Source organism: Micromonospora sp. NBC_01405 (genome assembly GCF_045040155.1).
Lineage (GTDB): Bacteria > Actinomycetota > Actinomycetes > Mycobacteriales > Micromonosporaceae > Micromonospora.
The window spans coordinates 460,757-486,373 of the sequence record NZ_CP109532.1; the positions used below are offsets into that span (position 1 = coordinate 460,757).

Annotated in this window: 2 protein-coding genes; both read right to left on the reverse strand. The window is 76.5% G+C overall.

Annotated elements, in window-relative coordinates:
- Positions 1-38 precede the first annotated feature (38 nt).
- Positions 39-14,363: a type I polyketide synthase gene (locus OG559_RS01890; protein WP_405111596.1), complete on the reverse strand. Its 14,325-nt coding sequence runs from the start codon at positions 14,361-14,363 to the stop codon at positions 39-41.
- Between the two features lie 43 nt (positions 14,364-14,406).
- Positions 14,407-25,578, reverse strand: coding sequence for a type I polyketide synthase (locus tag OG559_RS01895; protein WP_405111599.1), 11,172 nt, complete (start codon positions 25,576-25,578; stop codon positions 14,407-14,409).
- Positions 25,579-25,617: the final 39 nt, after the last annotated feature.

A 25,617-nucleotide genomic window follows, 5' to 3' on the forward strand; every position in this document is an offset into this window, starting at 1 on the left:
CCTTGTGTTGACCCGTCGTCGACGCAGCAGCGATCACGTCAGGACACCCCCAGCTCCCGGTCGATGAAGTCGAAGACCTCGTCCGGCGTGGCGTCCTGGAGCTTCTCGGTGACGGTGTCCCCGCCGCCGCCCGCCGGGGCGTCGTCCTCGTTGAGGGAGGCGAGTAGCGCCCGCAGCCGCTCGGTGATCCGAATCCGGGCGCTACGGTCCGGCGCCGAGCCGGTGAGCGCCGCTTCCAACCTGTCCAGTTCGCCGAAGACCGGCGCGACACCGGCCACCCCGCCGTCGACGATCGCCGCCCGGACGTACTCGGCGAGCCCGGCCGCCGTCGGGTAGTCGAAGACCACCGTGGCGGGCAGCCGGACGCCGGTCGTCGCGGACAACCGGTTGCGCAGCTCCACCGCGGTCAGCGAGTCGAAGCCGAGCTCCCGGAAGGCCCGGTCCGGCTCGACGGCGTCCATCGAGGCGTGCCCGAGCACGGCGGCGGCCTGGCCGCGTACCAGTTCCAGCAGGGTCTTGCGCCGCTCGGCGTCGGTCTGCCCGGCGAGCAGGGCGGCCAGCGACTCGGGGGACGCCACGGAGTCGTCGGCCCGCTCGGTGACGGCCCGCTGCGCCTCGGCGACGCCCCTGAGCAGTGGGCTGGGCCGGACGGCGACGAACCCCGGCACGTACCGGGCCCAGTCGATGGCGGCGACCAGCGTGGCCGGTTCGCGCCGCGCCACGCACCGCTCCAGCGCGGCGAGGGCGGGCGCGGTGTCGAGGCGGGCCACGCCCGTGCGGCGGCGACGTTCCTCCACGGCCGGGTCGGCGGCGGCCATCCCGCCGGCCGCCCAGGGACCCCAGGCGATCGAGGTGGCCGCCAGCCCCTGCCGGTGCCGCTGCTCGGCGAGGGCGTCGAGGTACGCGTTCGCGGCGGCGTAGCTGCCCTGGCCGGCGGCGCCGAGCTGGCCCGCCATCGCGGAGAACAGCACGAACGTGCGCAGGTCCCGGCCGACGGTCAGCTCGTGCAGGTGCAGCGCGCCGAGCACCTTGGGCCGCAGCACGGTGGCGATCCGGTCGGCGGTGAGGCCGTCCAGGACCCCGTCGTCGAGGACGCCCGCCGCGTGGACGACGCCGGTCAGCGGCACGTCGGCGGGCACGTCGTCGAGCAGCTTCGCCAGTGCCGCCCGGTCGGCCACGTCGCAGGCCGCGACGGTGACCCGGGTGCCCGCGTCGGTCAGCTCCCGGGCCAGCTCGGCGGCGCCCGGCGCGTCCGCGCCCCGGCGGCTGACCAGCAGCAGGTGCTCGGCGCCCCGGGCGGCCAGCCAGCGGGCCACCTCCGCGCCGAGCGCGCCGGTGCCGCCGGTGACCAGCGTGGTGCCCGGGTGATCGGGCGCGTCGGCGGCGGGGGCTCCGGCAGGGGCCCGGACCAGCCGGCGGACGAGGACGGTGGCCCCGTCGAGCGCGAGCTGGTCCTCCCCGTCGAGGCCGGCGAGGGCGGCGCAGAGCAGGTCCCAGCCGTGGTCGTCGAGGGTGGCCGGCACGTCGACCAGGCCGCCCCAGCGCTCGGGGTGTTCCAGGGCGACGGCCCGGCCGAGGCCCCAGAGCAGCGACTGCTCCGGCCGGTCGACGGTCCCGCCCCGGGTGGCGCCGGCGGCGCCCCGGGTGACGCACCACAGCGGCGCGGACACCTCGAGGTCGCCGAGGGCCTGGATCAGGGCCAGCGAGCGGGCGAGGAACGGCGGCACCGGCTGGGTGTCGTCGACCGCGCCGTCGGCGAGGGCGAGCAGCGACAGGACGCCGTCCGCCGGGGCGGTGTCCCCGTCGGCGGTGCGGGTGGCGGCGGTCAGGTGCTCGGCTACGGCGGCCCGGTCGGCCAGCCGCTCGGGCAGCAGCACCAGCCGGGCGTCGGCACCCCGGCGGGTCAGCTCGGCGACCGCCGTCTCGCCGTCGGCCGCGTGCCGCTCGTCGGCGACGACCCACCAGGCGCCGGGGATGAAGCTGACGGGCGTCCCGGTGTACGGCTGCCAGACGCTGCGGTAGCGCCAGTCGTCGAGGGTGGACCGGTCCCGCTGCTGCCGCCGCCAGGAGGCGAGCACCGGCAGGGCCGCGCCCAGCCGTTCGAGGGATTCGGCGGCGCTCTGCGCGGTGAGTTCCGCGAGCGCGGGGAGATCCTCCCGCTCGACGGCGGCCCAGAACGCGGAGTCGACGCCGGTGGGCGCGTCGTCCTGACCGGGCTGCCCGGCGATGGCGGTCGGCCAGAACCGGTCCCGGTCGAAGGCGTACGTGGGCAGCGGCACCACGTCGGTCTCCGCGAGCACGTTCGTCAGGTCGACGGGCAGGCCGATGGCGTGCGCGGTCGCCAGGTTCGTCAACAGCCGGGTCGCGTCGTCGTCACCCCGACGCAGGCTGCCCAGCGTGTGCCCGGCGGTGCCGGTGTCGTCGAGGATCGCCGTGACCGGCATCGTCAACACGGGGTGCGGGCTGATCTCCACGAACGTGGAGTGGCCGGCCGCGATCGCCACCCGGACTGCGGCGTCGAACTGCACCGTCCGGCGCAGGTTGTCGTACCAGTAGTCCGCCGTCATGGCAGCCGGATCCACCCAGTCCCCGGTCAACGTCGACACGAGCCGGGTGTGACCGGCCTGCGGGGCCACGTCGGCCAGGTCCGCCCGCAACCGCTCCGCGACGTCCTGCACCGACGCCGAGTGCGACGCGTAGTCCACCGGAATCAACCGGGCCCGGATGCCTTCGGCCTGGCACGCCTCGACGAGGTCGGCCACCGGCTGCGGCGGACCCGACACCACCACCGTGGCCGGACCGTTCACCGCCGCGACACCCACCCCGGGGAACGCGCCCAGCCGTTCGGTCACCGCGTCGGCGGACAGATCCACCGACGCCATCGCCCCCGTGCCCCGCAACACCGCCAGGGCACGCGAACGCAGGGCAACGGTCCGCGCGGCGTCATCCAGGGACAGGATCCCCGCCACACACGCGGCACCGATCTCGCCCTGCGAGTGACCGATCACCGCCTGCGGGGTGACGCCCACCTGCCGCCACACCGCCGCCAAGGCGATCCCGACCGCCCACAGCACCGGCTGCACCACCTCGACCCGGTCCAACCACGACTCGTCCTCACCGGTCAACACCGCGACGAGATCCACGTCCAGGAACGGGGCCAACGCACGCTGACACTCCGCCAGCCGCCCGTCGAACACCGGCGTCCGACCGACCAGACCCGCCGCCATCCGCGCCGACTGCGCACCCTGACCCGGGAACACGAACACCGGACCCGCGCCGTGGGACGCGGCCACACCCGTGACGGCCGTCCCCGCAGGCGCACCGGCGCCCAAGGCGTCCAGACCGGACAGCAACTCCTCGACGCTCGACCCGACGACCGACGCCCGGTGGTCGAACGTCGACCGGGTCGTGGCCAGGGACCACGCCACTCCGGCCGGCTCGACGCCGTCGTGCTCCCGGACGTACCGGGCCAGGCGGGCGGCCTGGCCGGCGAGGGCGGCCCTGGACCGGGCCGACACCGGCCACACCGTCACGCCCGAGGCGACCAACCCCGGCGCACTCGTGGGAACGGCGACCGGCTCCGCCGGCTCGTCATCGGGCAGCTCGATGATCACGTGCGCGTTGGTGCCGGAGATGCCGAACGACGACACCGCCGCCCGCCGCGTCCGGCCCGTCTCGGGCCACGGTGTGGCCTCGGTCGCCAACTCCACCGCGCCCGACGTCCAGTCGATGTGCGGGGAGGGCTCGTCGACGTGCAGGGTCGCCGGGACGACACCCTCCTGCATGGCCAGCACCATCTTGATCACGCCGGCCACCCCGGCCGCCGCCTGGGTGTGGCCGATGTTCGACTTCACCGAGCCCAGCAGCAGCGGCTCGTCCCGGCCCTGTCCGTAGGTGGCCAGCAGCGCCTGCGCCTCGATCGGGTCGCCCAGCGTCGTGCCGGTGCCGTGCGCCTCCACCACGTCCACGTCCGCCGTAGACAGCCCCGCCGAGGCGAGGGCCTGCCGGATCACCCGCTGCTGCGACGGGCCGTTCGGCGCCGTCAGACCATTGCTGGCACCGTCCTGGTTGACCGCGCTCCCCCGCACGATCGCCAGCACGTGATGCCCGTTGCGCCGCGCGTCGGCAAGCCGCTCCACCAGCAGCACACCGACGCCCTCACCCCAGCCCGTGCCGTCCGCGCCCGCCGCGAACGCCTTGCACCGCCCATCGGCGGCCAATCCCCGCTGCCGCGAGAACTCCACGAACAACCCCGGCGTGGCCATCACCGTCACACCACCCGCGAACGCCAGGTCACACTCGCCGCGCCGCAGCGACTGCACCGCCAGATGCAACGCCACGAGGGACGACGAACACGCCGTGTCCACCGACACCGCCGGCCCCTCCAACCCCAACGCGTACGCCACCCGACCCGACACCACACTCGCCGCATTCCCCGTCCCCGCGAACCCCTCCACCTCATCCGCAGAAACCATCAACAGGGCCCCATAGTCCTGACCATTCGTCCCCACGAACACCCCTGTTCGCGAACCCCGCAACCCCCCCGGATCAACCCCTGCCCGCTCCACCACCTCCCACGACGCCTCCAACAACAACCGCTGCTGCGGATCCATCGCCAACGCCTCACGGGGCGAGATGCCGAAGAAGGCCGCATCGAAGTCCGCCACCTCGTACAGGAAGCCGCCGCTGCGGACGTAGGAGGTGCCGGTGGAATAGGGGTCGGGGTCGTACAGGCGCTCGACGTCCCAGCCCCGGTCGCCGGGCAGGTCGGAGACGGCGTCCCGGCCGGCGTGCAGCATCTGCCAGAACCGTTCCGGGTCGGTGGCGCCGCCGGGGAACCGGCAGGACATGGCGACGATCGCCACCGGCTCGTCGTCGCTGAGCGTCACGGTGGCGGTCTCCGCCGGAGCCTCGGCCTCGCCACCCAGTTCCTCGTGCAGGTGCCGGGCGAGCGCGGTGGCGGTGGGGTAGTCGAAGACCAGGGTCACCGGCAGGCGCAGCCCGGTGGCGGTGGCGAGCCGGTTGCGCAGCTCCACGGCGGTCACCGAGTCGAAGCCGAGGTCCCGGAACGCGTGGTGCGGGTCGACGGCCTGGCCGCCGTCGTACTTGAGGACGGTGGCGGCCTGGTCGCGGACCAGTTCGAGCAGCGCCTGCTGGCGCTCGGCGGCGCTCATCCGGGTGAACGCCCCGGCCGGGCCGGTCTCCTCCGCCTCCTTCGCCTCGACGAGGCCCTTGGTGGCCTGGAGCTGCTGCGCCTCGGGGATCTCGGCGATCAGTGGCCCGGGCCGGGTGGCGGTGAACGCGACGTAGAACCGGTCCCAGGCGATGTTCGAGATGGTCAGGAAGGTCTCGTCGTGCTCGACGGCCTGGTGCAGCGCGGCGACGGCGAGCCGGGGATGCATCTCGGGCGCGCCGTGGCGGTGCAGCATCCGACCGAAGTCGCCCTCGGCCATGCCGCCGCCGCCCCACGCGCCCCAGCCGATGGAGGTGGCGGGCAGGCCGAGGCCGCGCCGGTGCTCGGCGAGGGCGTTGAGGAACGCGTTGCCGGGGGCGTAGTTGCCGACGCCGGAGCTGCCGACGGTCCCGGCCATCGAGGAGAAAAGGATGAACGCGTCGAGGTCGAGGTCGCGGGTCAGCTCGTGCAGGTTCAGCGCGGCGTTGACCTTGGCGCTCAGCGCGTAGTCGACCTGTTCCAGGGTGAGCGAGTTGATCACGGAGTCGTCGAGGACGGCGGCGGTGTGCACGACGGTGGTCAGCGGGTGCTCGGCGGGCACGTCGGCGATGACGGCGGCGAGCGCGTCGCGGTCGGCGGCGTCGCAGGCGGCCACGGTGACCCGGGCGCCCAGGCCGACCAGCTCAGCCTCCAGCTCGGCGATTCCCTCGGCCTGCCGGCCGCGCCGGCTGAGCAGCACCAGGTGGGACGCGCCGTTGGCGGCGAGCCAGCGGGCCATGTGCCCGCCGAGGGCGCCGGTGCCGCCGGTGACCAGGGCGGTGCCGGAGGGCCGCCAGGTCCGGGTGGCGGGGGCGTCGCCGAGCGGGGCGCGCAGCAGCCGCCGGCCGAACGCGCCGGCCCGGCGCAGGGCCACCTGGTCCTCGCCGTCGACGCCGGTGAGGACGCGGACCAGCCGCCGACCGGCGGCGTCGTCCAGCTCGTCGGGGAGGTCGACAAGGCCGCCCCAGCGGTCGGGGTGTTCCAGTGCGGCGACCCGGCCGAAGCCCCAGGCGAGCTGCTGCACGGGGTGCGGCAGCGGGTCGGCGGGGTCGGTGGAGACGGCTCCGGAGGTGAGCGTCCACAGTGGGGCGCGGACGCCGGCGTCGCCGAGGGCCTGGGTCAGGGTGACCGTGCCGGCGAAGCCGACCGGCGCGGACGGGTGCGCCGGTGCGGGCGTCTCGTCGAGCGCGAGCAGCGACACGATCCCGGCGACCGGTCCCGCCGCGGCGAGGTCGCGCAGCCGGTCGGCGAGGGCGGCGCGGTCCGTCCGCTCGGCGTCCAGGGTCAGGGGTACGACGGTCCCGCCGCTCCGGTCGAGGGCGTCCCGGCAGAACGCGGCCCGCGCCGCGTCGGCGTCGTCGGGCCCGGTGACCAGCCACCAGGTGCCGGTGGCCGTGGGCTCGCCGGGCCCGTCGGCGGCGACGGGCAGCCAGGCGTCGCGGTACCGCCAGGAGTCCACCATGGCCTGGTCGCGGTGCCGGCGACGCCAGGCGGCGAGGGCGGGCAGCACGTCGGCGACGGCCGCCTCCGGCACGGCGTCGGTCCCGTCGGCGGCGAGTTCGGCGGTGAGGGCGGCCAGGTCCTCGGCCTCGACCGCGGCCCAGAACCGGGCGTCGACCTCGTCGACCTCGACCGGGCCGGCGGCCGGGGCGGACGCCGGGGCCGGCTGCGGCCAGTAGAGCTGCCGCTGGAAGGGGTACGTGGGCAGGTCGCGGCGGTGCGCGGCGAGCCCGGCGAACGCGGGCCGCCAGTCGACGGTCGTACCCCCGGTGTAGACCTCGGCCGCGGCGCGGAGGAACCGGCCGAGGCCGCCCTCGTTGCGGCGCAGCGTGCCGGTGACGGTGACCGCGCCCGGGTCGGCGGCGGCCAGCTCGACGCTCTCCTGCACGGCCATGGTGAGCACCGGGTGGGCGCTGACCTCGACGAAGGTCTGGTAGCCGGCGGCGACGAGGCTGCGCACGGCGTCGTCGAAACGGACGGTCTGCCGCAGGTTGCGGTACCAGTAGTCGGCGTCGAGGCCGGCGGTGTCGAGCCAGTCGCCGGTGACGGTGGACCGGAACCGGATCTCGCTGGTGCGCGGGGTCAGCCCGGCGAGCAGTTCCCGGAGCTGGTCGCGCAGCGGCTCGACGTGGGCGGAGTGCGATGCGTAGTCGACGGGGATCCGGCGGACCCGCACCTCGCGGGCCTCGTAGTGGGCGACGAGGTCGTCGAGGGCGGCGCTGTCGCCGGAGACGACGACGGAGGTGGGCCCGTTGACGGCGGCGAGGGCGACCCGGCCGTCCCAGCGGGCGATGGCGCCGGTGGCCTCGTCGGCGGTGGTGGCGACGGAGACCATCCCGCCGTCCCCGGCGATGCCGGCGATGATCCGGCTGCGCAGGGCGACCACGGCCGCCGCGTCGTCGAGGGTGAGGGCGCCGGCGACGTGCGCGGCGGCGATCTCGCCCTGCGAGTGGCCGACCACGGCGGTGGGGCGGACCCCGTACGACCCCCAGAGCGCGGCGAGGGAGACGCCGACCGCGAACAGGGTGGGCTGGACGACGTCGACCCGGTCCAGGGAGGGGGCGCCGGGCACGCCGCGCACCACGTCGGTCGGCGACCAGTCGACGTACGGGCGCAGCGCCTCGGCGCAGGCGGCGAACTTCTCGGCGAAGACTCCGGCGGTGTCGAGCAGCTCGGCGGCCATGCCGACCCACTGGGAGCCCTGGCCGGGGAAGACGAAGGCGACCTCGCCCGGCGTACCGGCTCCCCGGGTGACGGTCTCCGGGGCGGTCCGCCCGTCGGCGAGCGCGCCCAGCGCGGCGGTCAGGCCGTCCCGGTCGGCGGCGAAGACGACGGCCCGGTGGTCCTGGGCCGCCCGGGTGTCCACCAGCGACCAGCCGACGTCGGCGAGCGCGGCGTCGTCGACAGTGTCGAGGTGGGCGGTCAGGTCGCGGGCGCGGGCGGCGAGGGCGGCGGGGGTGCGCCCGGACAGCACCCAGGGCAGCTCCCCGGTCGGCCCGTCGGCGGTCGGGGCGGGCTCCTCGGCGGGGGCCTGTTCGAGGATGGTGTGCACGTTGGTGCCGCTGATGCCGAACGAGGAGATCCCGGCGCGGCGGACGCCGTCGGCCGGCTCCCAGGGACGGGCGGCGGTGAGCAGCTCGACGCTGCCGGCGGACCAGTCGACGTGCGGGGTGGGCTCGTCGACGTGCAGGGTGGGGGGCAGCACCCCGTGCCGCATGGCGAGCACCATCTTGATCACCCCGGCGACGCCGGCGGCTGCCTGGGTGTGGCCGATGTTCGACTTGATCGAGCCGAGCCAGAGCGGGCGGTCGGCGGGGCGGTCGTGGCCGTACGTGGCGATCAGCGCCTGCGCCTCGATCGGGTCGCCGAGGGTGGTGCCGGTGCCGTGCGCCTCGACGGCGTCGACCTGGTCGGCGGTGAGCCGGGCGTTGGCCAGGGCCTGCCGGATGACCCGCTGCTGGGCGGGGCCGTTGGGGGCGGTGAGCCCGTTGGACGCGCCGTCCTGGTTGACGGCGCTGCCCCGCACGACGGCGAGGACCGGGTTGCCGTCGCGGCGGGCGTCGGAGAGCCGCTGCAGGACCAGCAGGCCGACGCCCTCGCCCCAGCCGGTGCCGTCGGCGGCCCCGGCGAACGGCTTGCACCGGCCGTCGGCGGCCAGCCCGCGCTGCCGGGAGAAGCCGACGAAGATGCCGGGGGTGGCCATCACGGTGGCGCCACCGGCCAGGGCCAGGTCGCACTCCCCCGCCTGAAGGGCCTGCGCGGCGAGGTGCATGGCGACCAGCGACGACGAGCAGGCGGTGTCGACGGTGACGGCGGGGCCGTGCAGCCCGAAGGAGTACGCCAGCCGGCCGGAGATGACGCTGGCGGAGGTGCCCGTGGCGAGGTAGTTCTCGTCGACGCCCCCGGCGGCCATCAGCAGCGAGCCGTAGTCCTGGCCGTTGGTGCCGACGTACACGCCGGTGCGGCTGCCGCGCAGCGCGGTCGGGTCGATCCGGGCCCGCTCGAACGCCTCCCAGGTGGTCTCCAGCAGCAGCCGCTGCTGCGGGTCCATGGCCAGGGCCTCGCGGGGGCTGATGCCGAAGAAGGCGGGGTCGAACTCACCGGCCCCGGCGACGAAGCCGCCCTCGCGGACGTAGCTGGTGCCGAGGTGTTCGGGGTCGGGGTGGTACAGCTCGGCGACGTTCCAGCCGCGCTCGCCGGGCATCAGGGTCATCGCGTCGGTGCCGCCGGAGACCAGGTCCCACAGCTGCTCGGGTGAGGACACCCCGCCGGGGAAGCGGCAGCTCATCGCGACGATGGCGATCGGCTCGCGGTGCAGGTCGGTGCCGTCGGCGACCACCTCGCCGGGCGCGTGGCCGGCGGTGCGGTCGTGCAGGTGGGCGGCCAGCTCGGCGACGGTCGGGTGGTCGAAGACGAGGGTGGCGGGCAGGGCCGTGCCCGTCTCGGCGGTGAGCCGGTTGCGCAGCTCGACGGCGGTGAGCGAGTCGAAGCCGAGGTCGCGGAAGGTGCGGTCGGGCAGGGGCTGGCCGGCCGGGTAGCCGAGCACCACGGCGGCCTGGGTGCGGACCAGCTCGGTGAGCTGCGGCAGGGACCGGCCGACGACCACGGCGCGGACGGGGCCGGTGGGCGCGGCGGGCACCCCGGGCAGGGCGGCGATCAGCGGGGTGGGCCGGCCCCAGGCGGCGGCGAGGCGTCCCCAGTCGACGTCGGCGACGGTGAGGGCCGGCTCGGCGGCGTTGACGAGGCGGCCGAGCGCGGTGACCGCCTCGGCGGCGGGCAGCGGGTTGACGCCGCCCCGGGTGAGCCGGGCGGTCAGCGCGGCGGTGGCCGCGGCCATCCCGTCGGAGGCCCAGGCGCCCCAGGCGAGCGCGGTGGCGGGCAGCCCCTGGCCGCGTCGCCAGGCCGCGAACGCGTCGAGGTACGCGTTGGCCGCCGCGTAGTTGCCCTGGCCGGCGCTGCCGATGACCCCGGCGAGGGAGGAGAAGAGCACGAACGCGTCGAGGTCCCGGCCGGCGGTGGCCTCGTGCAGCACCCGGGCGGCGCGGACCTTGCCGTCGAGGACGGTCTGCATCCGGGCCGGGTCGAGGCCGTCGAGGACGCCGTCGTCGACGACCCCGGCGGTGTGCACGACGGCGGTGAGGTCCGGCAGGCCGGCGACCAGCGCGGTGACGGCGTCGGCGTCGGTGACGTCGCAGGCGACGATCCGGGCGGCGCCCAGCTCGGCCAGCTCCCCGGTCAGCTCGGCGGTGCCGGGGGCGTCGGGGCCGCGCCGGGAGGCGAGAACCACCTCGGCGGCCCCGTTGGCGAGCAGCCACCGGGCGGTGTGCCGGCCCAGCGCGCCGGTGCCGCCGGTGACCAGCACCGTGCCCGACGGCCGCCAGCCCGGCCCGGCGGGCGGGGCGGCCGGGACGAGGCGGCGGCCGAAGGTGCCCTGCGGGCGGATGGCGACCTGGTCGTGGCCGGCGTCGGCGAGGACGGCGAGCAGCGCGTCCCCGGTGGCCCGGTCGAGGCGGTCGGCGGTCCCGCCGGTCGGGTCGGCCCCGCCGGGCCGGGTGCCATCGGCGGACCGGGTGCCGTCGGCGGACCGGGTGCCGTCGGCGGGCCGGGCCGGGCGGGCAGGCAGGTCGATCAGGCCGCCCCAGCGGTCGGGCTGCTCCAGGGCGACGACCCGGCCGAGTCCCCAGGCCGCGGCCGACGCCGGGTCGGTGACCTGCTCACCTCCGCCGACGGACACCGCGCCCCGGGTGACGCACCAGAGCCGGCCGGGCAGGCCGGTGTCGGCGAGGGCCTGGACGAGGGCGAGCAGCAGCGCGGTGCCGGCCGGCACGGCGGGGGCGTCCGGCAGGCCCGGGTCCCCCTCGGGCAGCACGCACACCACCCCGGCCCAGCCCGACTCGCCGTACTGCCGCAGCGCCTCGCCCAACTCCCCACGACCAACCCCAACGGGCACGACGAGCCGATCAACGCGCGCCCCCGCACCCCCCAGCACGCCCGCGATCCCCGCCCGCTCCACGCGATCTTGCACTTCGGGCCCCGACGAAGGCCGCGTAACGCCCGTATCGGGGGCCCCAACTGCAAGATCGGCGGGGGTGGGGGTGGGGCTGGGGGTGGGGGTGATGATCAGCCAGCGGGTTGTCAGGGCCGGGGTGGGGGTGGGGCGGACGGGGTGCCAGTCGGTGCGGTACGACCAGGCGTTGAGGGCGGCGTCGCGGAGGCGGGCCTTGCGCCAGGACGACAGGACCGGCACGGCCGGGGCGAGGGCCTCGACGGCGGACGGGTCGTCCTGCACGGCGAGGTGGGACGCCACGGCGGGCAGGTCGCCGCGTTCCACGGCCGCCCAGAAGTCGCCCTCCGTGCCGTCGGCCGGCCCCTCCTGGCCTGCGGTGGGGGCGAACTCGGGCCAGTAGCGCTGGTGCTGGAACGCGTACGTGGGCAGGTCGACCCGGGTCGCGCCGGTGTCGGCGAACCACGGCTGCCAGGCGACGGGGACGCCGTGGACGTGCAGCTCGCCGAGGGCGGCGAGCAGGCCGGCGGCCTCGGGCCGGTCGGCGCGCTGGGCGGCGACGGCGAGGACGCCGGTGTCGCCGGACAGCGCGTCGGCGGTCATCGCGGTGAGCACGCTGCGCGGCCCGACCTCCAGGAACGTGTCGACCCCGGCGGCCCGCAGCGCGGTCACCCCGTCGGCGTACCGGACTGCCTCCCGGACGTGCCGCACCCAGTGCTCGGCCGTGCGGATCTCGTCGGGGTCGGCGAGCGCGCCGGTCAGGTTCGACACCACCGGCAGCAGCGGGGCGGCGAACGTCAGCTTGTCGAGCACCGCCCGGAACCGGGCCAGCATCGGCTCCATGAGCGGGCTGTGGAAGGCGTGGCTGACGGCGAGCCGGCGGGTGCGGGCACCCCGGTCCCGCCAGGTCCGCTCGACCTCGTCGAGGGCCTCGGCGTCGCCGGACACGACGACGGAGGTCGGCCCGTTGACGGCGGCGATCCCGACCCGGTCGGTCAGCCCGTCCAGCGTCGCCACGACGTCGGCCTCCGGCGCGGCGACGGCGAGCATCCCGCCGCCGGCCGGCAGGGCCTGCATCAGCCGGCCCCGGGCGGCGACCAGCGCGCAGGCGTGTTCGAGGGAGAGCACCCCGGCCACGTGGGCGGCCGTGATCTCGCCGATCGAGTGGCCGCCGACGAAGTCGGGCGCGATCCCGAACGACTCCACGAGCCGGAACAGGGCCAGCTCGACGGCGAACAGGCCGGCCTGGGTGAACACGGTCTGGTCCAGCAGGGCCGCCTCGGCGGTGCCCTCGGCGGCGAACAGCACCTCCCGCAGTGGGCGCGGCAGGGCCCGGTCCAGGTGCCCGCACGCCTCGTCCAGGGCGGCGGCGAACACGGGGAAGGTCTCGTACAGCTCCCGGCCCATGCCGGCGCGCTGCGCGCCCTGGCCGGAGAAGAGGACCGCGAGCTGGCCGCGGGTCGAACCCGTGCCGGTGAGCACGGTGCCGGCCGGCGAGCCGGCGGCGAGGGCCCGCAGCCCGGCGAGCAGGTCGTCCCGGCCGGTGGCGGCGACGACGGCGCGGGTGTCCAGGGGGGACCGGGCGGCGACCGACGAGTGGGCGACGTCGAGGGGACGAAGGTCGGCGTCGGCGTCCAGCCACCCCGCCCAGCGGCCGGCCTGCGCGGCGAGCGCGACCTCCGACCGGGCGGACAGCAGCACCGGTACGACCGGACGGCCGGCCGTCGGGGCCGGGGCGTCCCCGCCCGACTCCGGGGCGGGGGCCTGCTCGACGATGGTGTGCGCGTTGGTGCCGGACACCCCGAACGACGACACGGCCGCCCGGCGGGGCCGGTCCACGGCCGGCCACGGGGTCGCCTCGGTGGCGAGGCTGACGGCCCCGGCGGTCCAGTCGATGTGCGGGGACGGCTGGTCGACGTGCAGGGTCGGCGGGACGATCCCGTGCCGGATGGCCAGCACCATCTTGATCAGCCCGGCGACGCCGGCTGCGGCCTGGGTGTGGCCGATGTTCGACTTGACCGAGCCGAGCAGCAGCGGCGCGGCGTCGCCCCGGTCCTGCCCGTACGTGGCCAGCAGCGCCTGCGCCTCGATCGGGTCGCCGAGCCGGGTGCCGGTGCCGTGCGCCTCGACCACGTCGACCTGCTCGGGGGTGAGCCGGGCGTTGGCCAGGGCCTGCCGGATGACCCGCACCTGGGAGGGGCCGTGCGGGGCGCTCAGCCCGTTGGACGCGCCGTCCTGGTTGACGGCGCTGCCCCGGACCACGGCGAGGACCGGGTACCCGTGGCGCTGGGCGTCGGAGAGGCGGGCGAGCAGCAGCATGCCGATGCCCTCGGACCAGGAGGTGCCGTCCGCCCCGGCGGCGAACGCCTTGCACCGGCCGTCGGCGGCGAGGCCGCGCTGCCGGGAGAAGCCGACGAAGACCGCCGGGGTGGGCATGACCGTCACGCCGCCGGCCAGCGCCAGCTCGCAGTCGCCGTTGCGCAGCGCCTGCGCCGCGAGGTGCACGGCGACCAGCGACGACGAGCAGGCGGTGTCGACGGTGACCGCCGGCCCTTCGAGGCCGAGGGTGTACGCGACCCGACCGGAGATGACGCTGGTGGCGTTGCCGGTGAGCAGGTGCCCCTCGCCGTTCTCGGCCTGGGCCTGGGCCATCATCCCGTCGTAGCCGTGCGACGCGGCCCCGACGAACACGCCGGTACGGCTGCCCCGCACCGCCGGCAGCGGCAGCCCGGCCCGCTCGAACGCCTCCCAGGACGTCTCCAGCAGCAGCCGCTGCTGCGGGTCCATGGCGACGGCCTCGCGGGGCGAGATGCCGAACACGTCGGCGTCGAAGTCGGCGGCGTCGTAGACGAAGCCGCCCTCGGACACGTAGCTGGTGCCCGGGTGGTCGGGGTCGGGGTGGAACAGCCGGTCGAGGTCCCAGCCCCGGTCGGCGGGGAACGGGCCGATGCCGTCCCCGCCGTCGCGGACGAGGTCCCAGAGCTGCTCGGGTGAGGAGACGCCGCCGGGGTACCGGCAGCTCATCGCCACGATGGCGATGGGCTCCTGCGCCCGGTCCTCCAGCTCGCGCAGCCGCCGCCGGGTGCGCCGCAGCTCCGAGGTCGTACGCTTCAGGTACTCGACGTACTTCTCGTCCTCGTTGCTCACCGTGGACCCACCTCACTCGGCATGCCGTGGTCGTTGCGGCTGGTCACGACGTCTCCAGCTCGCGGTCGATCAGGTCGAAGATGTTCTCGGCGGTGGCCGACTCCAGGTCGTCGTCGCCGTCCGCCTCCGACTGCCGCTCGGCCAGCCGGTCCAGCAGGCCGTGCAGCCGGTCGGTGATCCGGCGGAACTCGTCGTCGGCCGGGTCGAGGCCGGCGAGCGCCGCCTCGAGGCGGTCGAGTTCCCGCCCGGCCCCCGCCGAGGTGTCCGCCGCGCCGGCCGGGGCGAACTGCCCGGCGAGGTGCGCGGCGAGCGCCGCCGGCGTCGGGTTGTCGAAGACCAGCGTCGCGGGCAGCCGCAGCCCGGTGGCCGCGCCGAGCCGGTTGCGCAGCTCGACCGCGGTGAGCGAGTCGAAGCCGAGTTCCCGGAACGCGCGGGTCGGCTCGATGCCGGCCGGGTCGCCGTGGCCGAGGACGACGGCCACGTGCGACAGCACCAGGTCGCGCAGGGCGCGTACCCGCTTGTCGTCGGAGAGGCCGGCCAGGGTCGCGGCGAACGCCTGCCCGTCGGCGGCCTCACCGGCGGCGGCCCGGCGGCCGGCGGCGCGGACCAGGCCGGCCAGCAGCGGATGGACGGGCGCGCCCGGCGCCGCCGCCCCGGTGCTGATCTTCGCCGGCATGAGGACGGGGCGTTCGGACCGCCAGCCGGCGTCGAACAGGGCGAGGGCCTCGTCGTTGGACAGGGCGGCCATGCCGCCCCGGTCGAGCCGGCGGATGTCGGTGGCGTCGAGGTGCCCGGTCATGCCGCTGGCCTGCGCCCACCGGCCCCAGGCGAGGGCGACGGCCGGCAGGCCGAGGGCCCGACGGTGCTCGGCGAGGGCGTCGAGGAACGCGTTGCCGGCGGCGTAGTTGCCCTGCCCCGGGCCGCCGAACACGCCTGCGGCGGCGGAGAACAGCACGAACGCGGTCAGCTCGTGGCCGAGTGTGGCCCGGTGCAGGTTCCAGGCCGCGTCGACCTTCGGCCGCAGCACCGCGTCGAGCCGGGCGGGGGTGAGCGAGGAGACGGTGGCGTCGTCGAGGACCCCGGCGGCGTGCACGACGGCCCGCAGCGGCTGCCGCGCGTCCACCATGGACAGCACGTCGGCGACGGCGTCCGGGTCGGCCAGGTCGGCGGCGACGATCGACACGTCCGCGCCGAGCGCCTTGAGGTCGGCCAGCAGCTCGTCGGCGCCCTCGGCGTCGGGGCCGCGCCGGCTGACCAGGAGGAGCTGCCGGGCGTCGTGCGCGGTGACGAGGTGCCGGCAGAGCAGCGCGCCGAGGGTGCCGGTGGCCCCGGAGACCAGGACCGTGCCGTCGAGCCGGGGCGGCTGCGGGATGCTCAGGGCGAGCTTGCCGACCTGCCGGGCCTGGCTCAGGAAGCGGAACGCCTCCGGGGCCCGCCGCACGTCCCAGGTGCGCCGGGGCAGCGGGCGCAGCGCGCCGGTGGCGAAGAGCGCCATCAGCTCGCCGAGCATCCGGCCGATGGCGTCCGGCCCGGCCTCGATGAGGTCGAAGACCTGGTAGTCGACGCCGGGGTGGGCCTCGGCGACCCGCTGCGGGTCCCGCTTGTCGGTCTTGCCCATCTCGACGAACCGGCCGCCGGGGGCGAGCAGCCGCAGGGACGCGTCGACGAACTCGCCGCTGAGCGCGTTGAGCACCACGTCGACGCCCCGCCCGGCGGTGCGGTCGCGGAACTCCTCGACGAAGTCGAGGGTGCGGGAGGAGGCGAGGTGCCCGTCGTCGAGGCCGGTGGCGCGCAGCGCCGGCCACTTGCCGGGGCTGGCCGTGCCGTAGACCTCCGCGCCGAGGTGGCGGGCGATCTGCACGGCGGCCATCCCGACGCCGCCGGCCGCGGCGTGCACCAGCACGGACTCCCCCGCCGCCAGCCGGGCCAGCTCGACCAGGCCGTACCAGGCGGTCAGGAACACCACGGGCACGGCGGCGGCGTCGGCGTACGACCAGTCGTCGGGGATGCGGGTGAGCAGGCGGCGGTCGGTGGCCGCGACGGAGGAGAACGACCCGGAGAAGATGCCCATCACCCGGTCGCCCGGGGCGAGGTCGGTGACCCCCGGCCCGACGTCGAGCACCACGCCGGCCCCCTCGTTGCCCAGCACCTCCTGGTCGGGCACCATGCCGAGGGCCAGCACCACGTCGCGGAAGTTCAACCCGGAGGCGCGCATCGCGACGAGGACATGGCCGGCCGGCAGGTCACCCTGCGCCGGGGCGGGCAGCAGGGCGAGGTTCTCCAGCGTCCCCTTCTCGGTGACGTCGAGCCGCCACGGCGTGCCGTCGGCCGGCAGCGGCAGCGCCACGGCGTCGCGGGCCCGGACCAGCCGGGGCGTCAGCGGCGCGCCGTCGCGGACCGCGAGCTGCGGTATGCCGGAGGCGACGGCCGCCGGGACGGCCGCGAGGGAGGCGGCGGCGCCGTCGGTGTCGAGCAGCGTGAACCGGCCCGGGTGCTCGGACTGGGCCGACCGGACCAGCCCCCACACGGCAGCGCCGGCCAGGTCGCGGGGGGCCTCGCCGGGGGCCGCGCCGACCGCGCCGGCGGTGTGCAGGACCAGCCGGGCCCGCTCCAACCGGGGCTCGCCGAGCCACGCCTGCATGAGGGCGAGGGCGTCCCGGGCCGCGTCGTGCGCGGCCTCGGCCGCCCGCGCCGGGTCCGCGTCGGCCCCCAGGTCGACCACCACGTCGGGTACGTCCCCGGAGCGCTCGACCTCGGCGACCAGCGCCGCCAGGTCGGCGTGGCCGGCGACGGGGTGGCCGGCGGCGGCAAGCGCGTCGCCGAAGCCGGGGGTGTCGTCGCCGAGCAACGCCCAGCGGGTCGTCCCCGCCGTGGCGTCGGCCGCCGGCAGCGGCGTCCAGTCCAGGTGGAACAGCGCGTTGCGGCGCAGCGCGGCGGCCTCGTCGGCCGCGCCTGCGGCGACCGGGCGGAAGGTCAGCGACTCGACGGTGGCGACCGGCTGGCCGGCGGTGTCGGCGAGGGTGACCGTGACGGTGTCCGGGCCCAGCGACCGCATCCGCACCCGCAGCCGGGTCGCGCCGTGGGCGTGCAGGCCGACCGCCCGGAAGGCGAACGGCATCCAGCCGGTGCCGGCGGCGGCGTCCTCGCCCAGCAGGGCGGTGAGCCCGCTGACCTGGAGGGCCGCGTCGAACAGGGCCGGGTGCAGCCCGAACCGGGACGCCTCGGCGGCGGCGGAGTCGGGCAGCGCCACCTCGGCGTAGACCTCGTCGGCGCCGCGCCACACCCGGTGCAGGCCCCGGAAGGCGGGGCCGTAGCCGAGACCTCCCTCGGCCATCCCCGCGTACCAGGCGTCGAGGTCGGCGTCGACCTCGACCGCGTCGGCCGGCGGCCACTGCCCCGCGACGACCACCGGGGCGGGAAGCTGCGGGAGCAGCAGGCCCTCGGCGTGCCGGGTCCACTCGCCGGAGCCGTCGTCCTCGGGCCGGGAGTGCACGGTGACGGCCCGCTCGCCGGCGTCGCTCGGCGCGCCGACGCGCACCTGCACCTGCACGGCGCCGCCCGGCGGGAGCACGAGGGGGCTGATCAGCGTCAGGTCGCCCACGTGTCCGGCGTCGACCTCGTCGCCGGCCCGGACCACCATGTCGACGACGCCGGTGCCGGGGACGATCACCGCGCCGCCGACGGCGTGGTCGGCCAGCCACGGGTGGGTACGCACCGACAGCCGGCCGGTGAGCACCACCGTCTGGTCCTCGGCGACGGGGATCGCCGCGCTGAGCAGCGGGTGGCCGGCGTCCTGGAGGCCGGCGGAGCCGACGTCCCGGACGCGGTGGGCGGGCGGGTCCAGCCAGTACCGGCCCCGGTCGAACGCGTAGGTGGGCAGCTCGACGGTCGCCGTGGCGGCGAGAACCTTCGTGAGGTCGACGGGCAGGCCGATGGCGTGCGCGGTCGCCAGGTTCGTCAGCAACCGGGTCGGGTCGTCGTCACCCCGACGCAGGCTGCCCAGGGTGTGCCCGGTGGTGCCGGTGTCATCCAGGATCGCCGTCACCGGCATCGTCAACACCGGGTGCGGGCTGATCTCCACGAACGTGGAGTGCCCCGCCGCGATCGCCACCCGGACTGCGGCGTCGAACTGCACCGTCCGGCGCAGGTTGTCGTACCAGTAGTCGGCGGTCATGGCAGCCGGGTCCACCCAGTCCCCGGTCAACGTCGACACGAGCCGGGTGTGACCGGCCTGCGGGGCCACGTCGGCCAGGTCCGCCCGCAACCGCTCGGCGACGTCCTGCACCGACGCCGAGTGCGACGCGTAGTCCACCGGAATCAGCCGGGCCCGGATGCCTTCGGCCTGGCACGCCTGAACGAGGTCGGCCACCGGCTGCGGCGGACCCGACACCACCACCGTGGCCGGACCGTTGACGGCCGCGACACCCACCCCGGGGAACTCCGCGAGGCGAGCGGTCACCGCGTCGGCGGACAGATCCACCGACGCCATCGCCCCCGTGCCCCGCAACACCGCGAGGGCACGGGAACGCAGGGCGACGGTCCGCGCGGCGTCATCCAGGGACAGGATGCCCGCCACGCAGGCCGCACCGATCTCGCCCTGCGAGTGACCGATCACCGCCTGCGGGGTGACGCCCACCTGCCGCCACACCGCCGCCAAGGCGACGCCGACCGCCCACAGCACCGGCTGCACCACCTCGACCCGGTCCAACCACGACTCGTCCTCACCGGTCAGGACCGAGACGAGATCCACGTCCAGGTACGGGGCCAACGCACGCTGGCACTCCGCCAGCCGCCCGTCGAACACCGGCGTCCGGCCGACCAGACCCGCCGCCATCCGCGCCGACTGCGCACCCTGACCCGGGAACACGAACACCGGACCCGCGCCGTGGGACGCGGCCACACCCGTCACCACGCCGGCGGCAGGCAGGCCGCCCGCGAGCGCTTCCAGGCCGGACAGCAACTCCTCGACGGTCGACCCGACGACCGACGACCGCCGGTCGAACGTGGACCGGGTCGTGGCCAGGGACCAGGCCACGGCGGCGGCGTCGAGGTCACCGCGTCCCCGGAGGTGGGCGGCGAGGCGGGCGGCCTGACCGGCGAGGGCCGCCCCGGACCGGGCCGACACCGGCCACACCGTCACGTCCGCGCCGACCAGGCCCGGGGCCACGGCGACGACGTCCGGATCGGCGGGCTCGTCGGCCTGCTCGATGATGATGTGCGCGTTGGTGCCGGACATGCCGAACGACGACACCGCCGCCCGCCGCGCCCGGCCCGTCTCCGGCCACGGCGTGGCCTCGGTGACGAGGGCGACCGCCCCGGCCGTCCAGTCGATGTGCGACGACGGCGCGTCGACGTGCAGGGTCGCGGGTACGGTCCCGTGGCGCATCGCCTGCACCATCTTGATGATTCCGGCGACGCCGGCGGCGGCCTGGGTGTGGCCGATGTTCGACTTGATGGACCCGAGCAGCAGCGGCGCGGCGTCGCCCCGGTCCTGTCCGTAGGTGGCCAGCAGCGCCTGCGCCTCGATCGGGTCGCCCAGCGTCGTGCCGGTGCCGTGCGCCTCCACCACGTCCACGTCCGCCGTGGACAGCCCCGCCGAGGCGAGGGCCTGCCGGACCACCCGCTGCTGCGACGGGCCGTTCGGCGCGGTGAGGCCGTTGGACGCGCCGTCGGAGTTGACCGCGCTGCCGCGCACGATCGCCAGCACGTGATGCCCATTGCGGCGGGCGTCGGACAAACGCTCCACCAGCAGCACGCCGACGCCCTCACCCCAGCCGGTGCCGTCGGCCGCCTCCGCGAACGGCTTGCAGCGGCCGTCGGCCGCGAGGGCCCGCTGGCGGGAGAACTCGGCGAACGTGCCGGGGGTGGTCATCACGGTGACGCCGCCGGCCAGGGCGAGGTCGCACTCGCCGCGCCGCAGCGACTGCACCGCCAGGTGCAACGCCACGAGGGACGACGAACACGCCGTGTCCACCGACACCGCCGGCCCCTCCAACCCCAACGCGTACGCCACCCGACCCGACACCACACTCGCCGCATTCCCCGTCCCCGCGAACCCCTCCACCTCATCCGCAGAAACCATCAACAGGGCCCCATAGTCCTGACCATTCGTCCCCACGAACACCCCTGTTCGCGAACCCCGCAACCCCCCCGGATCAACCCCTGCCCGCTCCACCACCTCCCACGACGCCTCCAACAACAACCGCTGCTGCGGATCCATCGCCGAGGCTTCCCGGGGCGAGATGCCGAAGAAGGCCGCATCGAAGTCCGCCACCTCGTACAGGAAGCCGCCCTGGTCGGAGTACGTGGTGCCGGGGTGCGCCGGGTCGGGGTCGTAGAGGCGGTCGAGGTCCCAGCCACGGTTGGTGGGGAAGTCGCCGATGGCGTCGACGCCGTCGGCGACGAGCCGCCACAGCCGATCCGGGTCGTCGGCCCCGCCCGGGTAGCGGCAGGACATGGCGACGATGGCGATCGGCTCGTCGTCGTCCACGGTGGTGGCGGCGGCGGTCGGGGCCGGCGCGTCGGCGGCGCCGAAGAGGCCGGCGAGCAGGTGGCGGGCCAGCACGGCCGGGGTGGGGTGGTCGAAGACGAGGGTGGTGGGCAGCGCCTGCCCGGTGGCGGCGACCAGCCGGTTGCGCAGCTCCACGGCGGTCAGCGAGTCGAAGCCGAGGTCCCGGAACGCCGTGCCGGCCGGGACGGCGGCGGCCCCGCCGTCGTGGCCGAGCACGTCGGCAGCCAGTTCCCGGACCAGGTCGGTGACGGTCTCCTCGCGCCGGGCGGCGGTCAGCCCGGTCAGCCGGCGGCGCAGGGTCGCCGCGGGTCCCTCGTCGCCGTCGTCGACGGGCACGCCGCCGTCGAGGGCGGCCCGCGCCTCCGGTACGCCGTCGAGCAGCGGCCGTCGCCGCGCCGACGCGTACGCGGGGGCGAAGCGGGACCAGTCGACGTCGGCGACGGTGACGGCGACGTCGTCGTGGTCGAGGGCCTGTTGCAGGGCGCCCATCGCCACGGCGGGGTCCATCGCGGGCAGGCCACGGCGGCGCAGCCCCTGGTCGGAGTCGGCGTCGTGCATGCCGCCGTCGGCCCACGGGCCCCAGGCGACGGCGGTGCCGGCCCGGCCGTCGGCGCGCCGCTGCTGCACGAGCGCGTCGAGGTAGGCGTTGCCGGCCGCGTAGCCGGCCTGCCCGGCGCTGCCCCAGGTCGCGGCGATGGACGAGTAGACGAGGAAGGCGTCGAGCTCCCGGTCGGCGAGCAGGTCGTGCAGGTGGGTGGCCCCGGCGGTCTTGCCTGCGGTCACCTCGGCCAGTTCGGCCGGGGTGATGGCGGCCAGCGGGGTGGCCTGGGCGATGCCGGCGGTGTGCACGACGACGCGGACGGGCGGGCCGTCGGCCTCGATCCGGTCGAGCAGGTCGGCGAGGGCGGCGCGGTCGGCGATGTCGCAGGCGGCCACGGTGACCCGGGTGCCGAGGGCGGTCAGCTCGGCCTCCAGCTCGGCGGCGCCGGGGGCGGCGGGTCCCCGCCGGCTGGCCAGCACCACGTGTTCGGCGCCGGTGGCGGCGAGCCAGCGGGCGGCGCGGGCGCCGAGCCCGCCGGTGCCGCCGGTGATCAGCGCGGTGCCGGTGGGCGTGAACCGGCGTGCCGGGGGGCGGTCGCCGACGGCGGCGCGGACCAGGCGGCGGGCGAAGACGCCGGGGCCGCGTACGGCGAGCTGGTCCTCGCCGCCCGCGCCGGTGAGGATCGCGGCGAGCCGGCCGGCGGCGCGGTCGTCCGGGTGGGTCGGCAGGTCGACCAGGCCGCCCCAGCGGTGCGGGGCCTCGACGCCGACGACCCGGCCGAGGCCCCAGATCGCGGCCTGCGCGGGGTCGGCGAGCCGGTCGTACGAGGCGGCGGCGACGGCCCCCCGGGTGACCAGCCACAGCGGGGCGTCGATGCCGGCGTCGCCGAGCGACTGGACGAGGGTGAGGGTGTCGGGCAGGCCGGGCAGGGCGGCCCGGTCGGCGGTCGGCGGTTCCCAGGCGAGCAGGGAGACCACCCCGGCGACGTCGGTGCCGGCGAGGGCGGCGGCGAGGGCGGCCCGGTCGGCGTCGGGGGCGACGGTCAGCGGCAGCGGTTCGGCTCCGGCGGCGGTGAGCGCGGCCCGGACGGTCCGGACGGCCGGGTCGTCGTCCGCGCCGGCGGGCAGGGCGAGCAGCCAGGTGCCGGTGAGCCGGCCGGCGGCCGGTTCGGCGGTGACCTGCCAGTCGGCCCGGTAGCGCCAGCCGTCGAGCAGCGAGTGTTCCTGCCGCTGCCGCCGCCAGTCGGCGAGGACGGGCAGCAGGGTGCGCAGGGACTCGGCGGCGGCCTCGTCGTCGACGGCCAGGGTGTCGCGCAGGGAGTCCAGGTCGGCCCGTTCGACGGCGTCCCAGAAGCGCCGGTCGAGCAGCCCGGTCGCGGTGGCGACCGGGTCGGCCGGTTCCTCGGCCGGCACCCAGTAGTGCTGCTGCTCGAACGGGTAGGTGGGTAGGCCGACGAGGCGACCGGGCTGGTCGGCGAGCAGGTCGGCCCAGGCCACGGGCGTGCCGGCGACGTGCAGCCGGGCGAGCGCGCCGAGCAGGGCGCGGCGTTCCGCGCGGTCCCGGCGCAGCACCGGCACGACCACGGCGGGGGCGACGTCGGGGGCCGCCTCGACGGTGGCGAGCGTCTCCTCGACGGCGGCGGTGAGGACGGCGTCGGGGCCGACCTCGACGAAGGTGCCGACGCCGTGGGCCCGCAGGGCGCGGACGCCGTCGGCGAAGCGGACGGCCTCGCGGACGTGCCGCACCCAGTACCCGGGGGTGCGCAGCTGAGCCGGGTCGGCCAGCTCGCCGGTCAGGTTGGACACGATCGGCAGGGTGGGGGCGCGCAGGTCGAGGCGCGCGGCGACGGCGGCGAACTCGGCGAGCATCGGCTCCATCAGGGGGCTGTGGAAGGCGTGGCTGACCCGCAGCCGGCGGACCTTCACCCCCCGCCCGGTCCAGAGTTCGGCCAGCTCGTCGACGGCCGGGCCGGCACCGGAGACGACGACGGAGGCGGGCCCGTTGACGGCGGCGACGGCGACCCGGTCGGTCAGCCCTTCCAGGGAGGCGGCGACGTCGGCCTCGGCGGCGGCGACGGCGAGCATCGCCCCGCCGGCCGGGAGGGCCTGCATGAGCCGGCCGCGGGCCGCGACCAGGGCGGCGGCATCGGCGAGGGTGAGCACGCCGGCCACGTGGGCGGCGGTGATCTCACCGATCGAGTGCCCGGCGACCAGGTCGGGGGCCAGCCCCCAGGAGCCGAGCAGCCGGTGCAGCGCCACCTCGACGGCGAAGAGCCCGGCCTGGGTGAACACGGTCTGGTCGAGCAGCGCCGCGTCGTCGGTGCCGGGCGAGGCGTTCAGGACGGGCTTCAGCGGCCGGGGCAGGTGCGGGTCGAGGTGGGCGCAGGCCTCGTCGAGCGCCGCCGCGAAGACGGGGTACGCCTCGGCCAGCTCGCGGCCCATGCCGGCGCGCTGGGCGCCCTGGCCGGAGTACAGGAACGCGACGGCGCCACGGTCGGCGGCGGTGCCGGTGACCAGGCCGGGGGCGGGCCGGTCGTCGGCGAGGGCGGTCAGGGCGGTGAGCAGGCCGGCGGGGTCGTCGGCGAGGACGACCGCGCGGTGTTCGAGGGGGGACCGGGACACCGCCGAGGTCCAGGCGACGTCGGCGGGGCGCGGGCCGGCGTCGGCGGCGAGGTGGGCGGCCCAGCGCTCGGCCTGGCGGCGCAGCCCGGTGCGGGTACGGCCGGTGAGCAGCACCGGCGCGGGGCCGGGCGGTTCGGGCCGCTCGTCGGTGGCGGCGGGCTCCTCGGGCTGTTCGAGGATGAGGTGGGTGTTGGTGCCGGACATCCCGAACGAGGACACGGCCGCGCGGCGGGGCCGGTCCACGGCCGGCCACGGGGTCGCCTCGGTGACCAGGGTGACCGCGCCTGCGGACCAGTCGACGTGCGGGGTGGGCTCGTCGACGTGCAGGGTGGCGGGCACGGTCCCGTGGCGCATGGCCAGCACCATCTTGATCACCCCGGCGATGCCGGCGGCGGCCTGGCTGTGGCCGATGTTCGACTTGATCGACCCGAGCAGCAGGGGCGCGGCGTCACCCCGCTCCTGCCCGTACGTGGCCAGCAGCGCCTGCGCCTCGATCGGGTCGCCGAGGACGGTGCCGGTGCCGTGCGCCTCGACCACGTCCACGTCGGCCGTGGACAGTCGCGCGCCGGCCAGGGCCTGACCGATCACCCGCTGCTGGGAGGGCCCGTTGGGGGCGGTCAGACCGTTGGAAGCGCCGTCCTGGTTGACGGCGGAGCCCCGGATCACCGCGAGGACGGGGTGGCCGTTGCGGCGGGCGTCGCTGAGGCGTTCCAGCAGCAGCATGCCGACGCCCTCGGACCAGCCGGTGCCGTCGGCGGACGCGGCGAACGACTTGCACCGGCCGTCGGCGGCCAGCCCGCGCTGCCGGGAGAACTCGACGAACGGGCCGGGGGTGGCCAGCACGGTCGCGCCGCCGGCCAGGGCGAGGCCGCACTCGCGCTGGCGCAGCGCCTGGCAGGCGAGGTGGATGGCGACGGACGCCGACGAGCAGGCGGTGTCCACGGTGACCGTGGGGCCCTCGAGCCCGAACGTGTACGCCAGCCGGCCGGAGACGACGCTGGCGGCGGTGCCGGTGAGCACGTATCCCTCGACGCCGGGGGCACGGTGCAGCACGGCGGCGTAGTCCTGGCCGGAGGTGCCGACGAACACGCCGGAGCGGCTGCCCCGCAGGGACAGCGGGGCGATGCCGGCCCGTTCGAACAGCTCCCAGGTGACCTCCAGCAGCAGCCGCTGCTGGGGGTCCATGGCGACCGCCTCGCGGGGGGAGACGCCGAACAGGGCGGCGTCGAACTTCCCCGCGTCGTGCAGGAACCCGCCGGAGCTGGTGGTCGAGGTGCCGGGCCGGTCGGGGTCGGGGTGCTGGAGGCGGTCCAGGTCCCAGCCCCGGTCGGTGGGGAAGCCGCCGATGGCGTCCCCACCGGTGGAGACGAACGACCACAGGTCCTCCGGCGAGGCGATGCCGCCCGGGTAGCGGCAGCTCATCGCGACGATCGCCACCGGCTCGGACTCCTCGGCGGTGACCTCGCGCAGCCGTTGGCGGGTCTGCTGCAGCTCGGCGACGACCCGCGTCAGGTATTCGCGCAGCCGCTCTTCGTCCGCCATGACTTCTCGCTTTCTCGTGACACCCACAGGTCCGTGCCG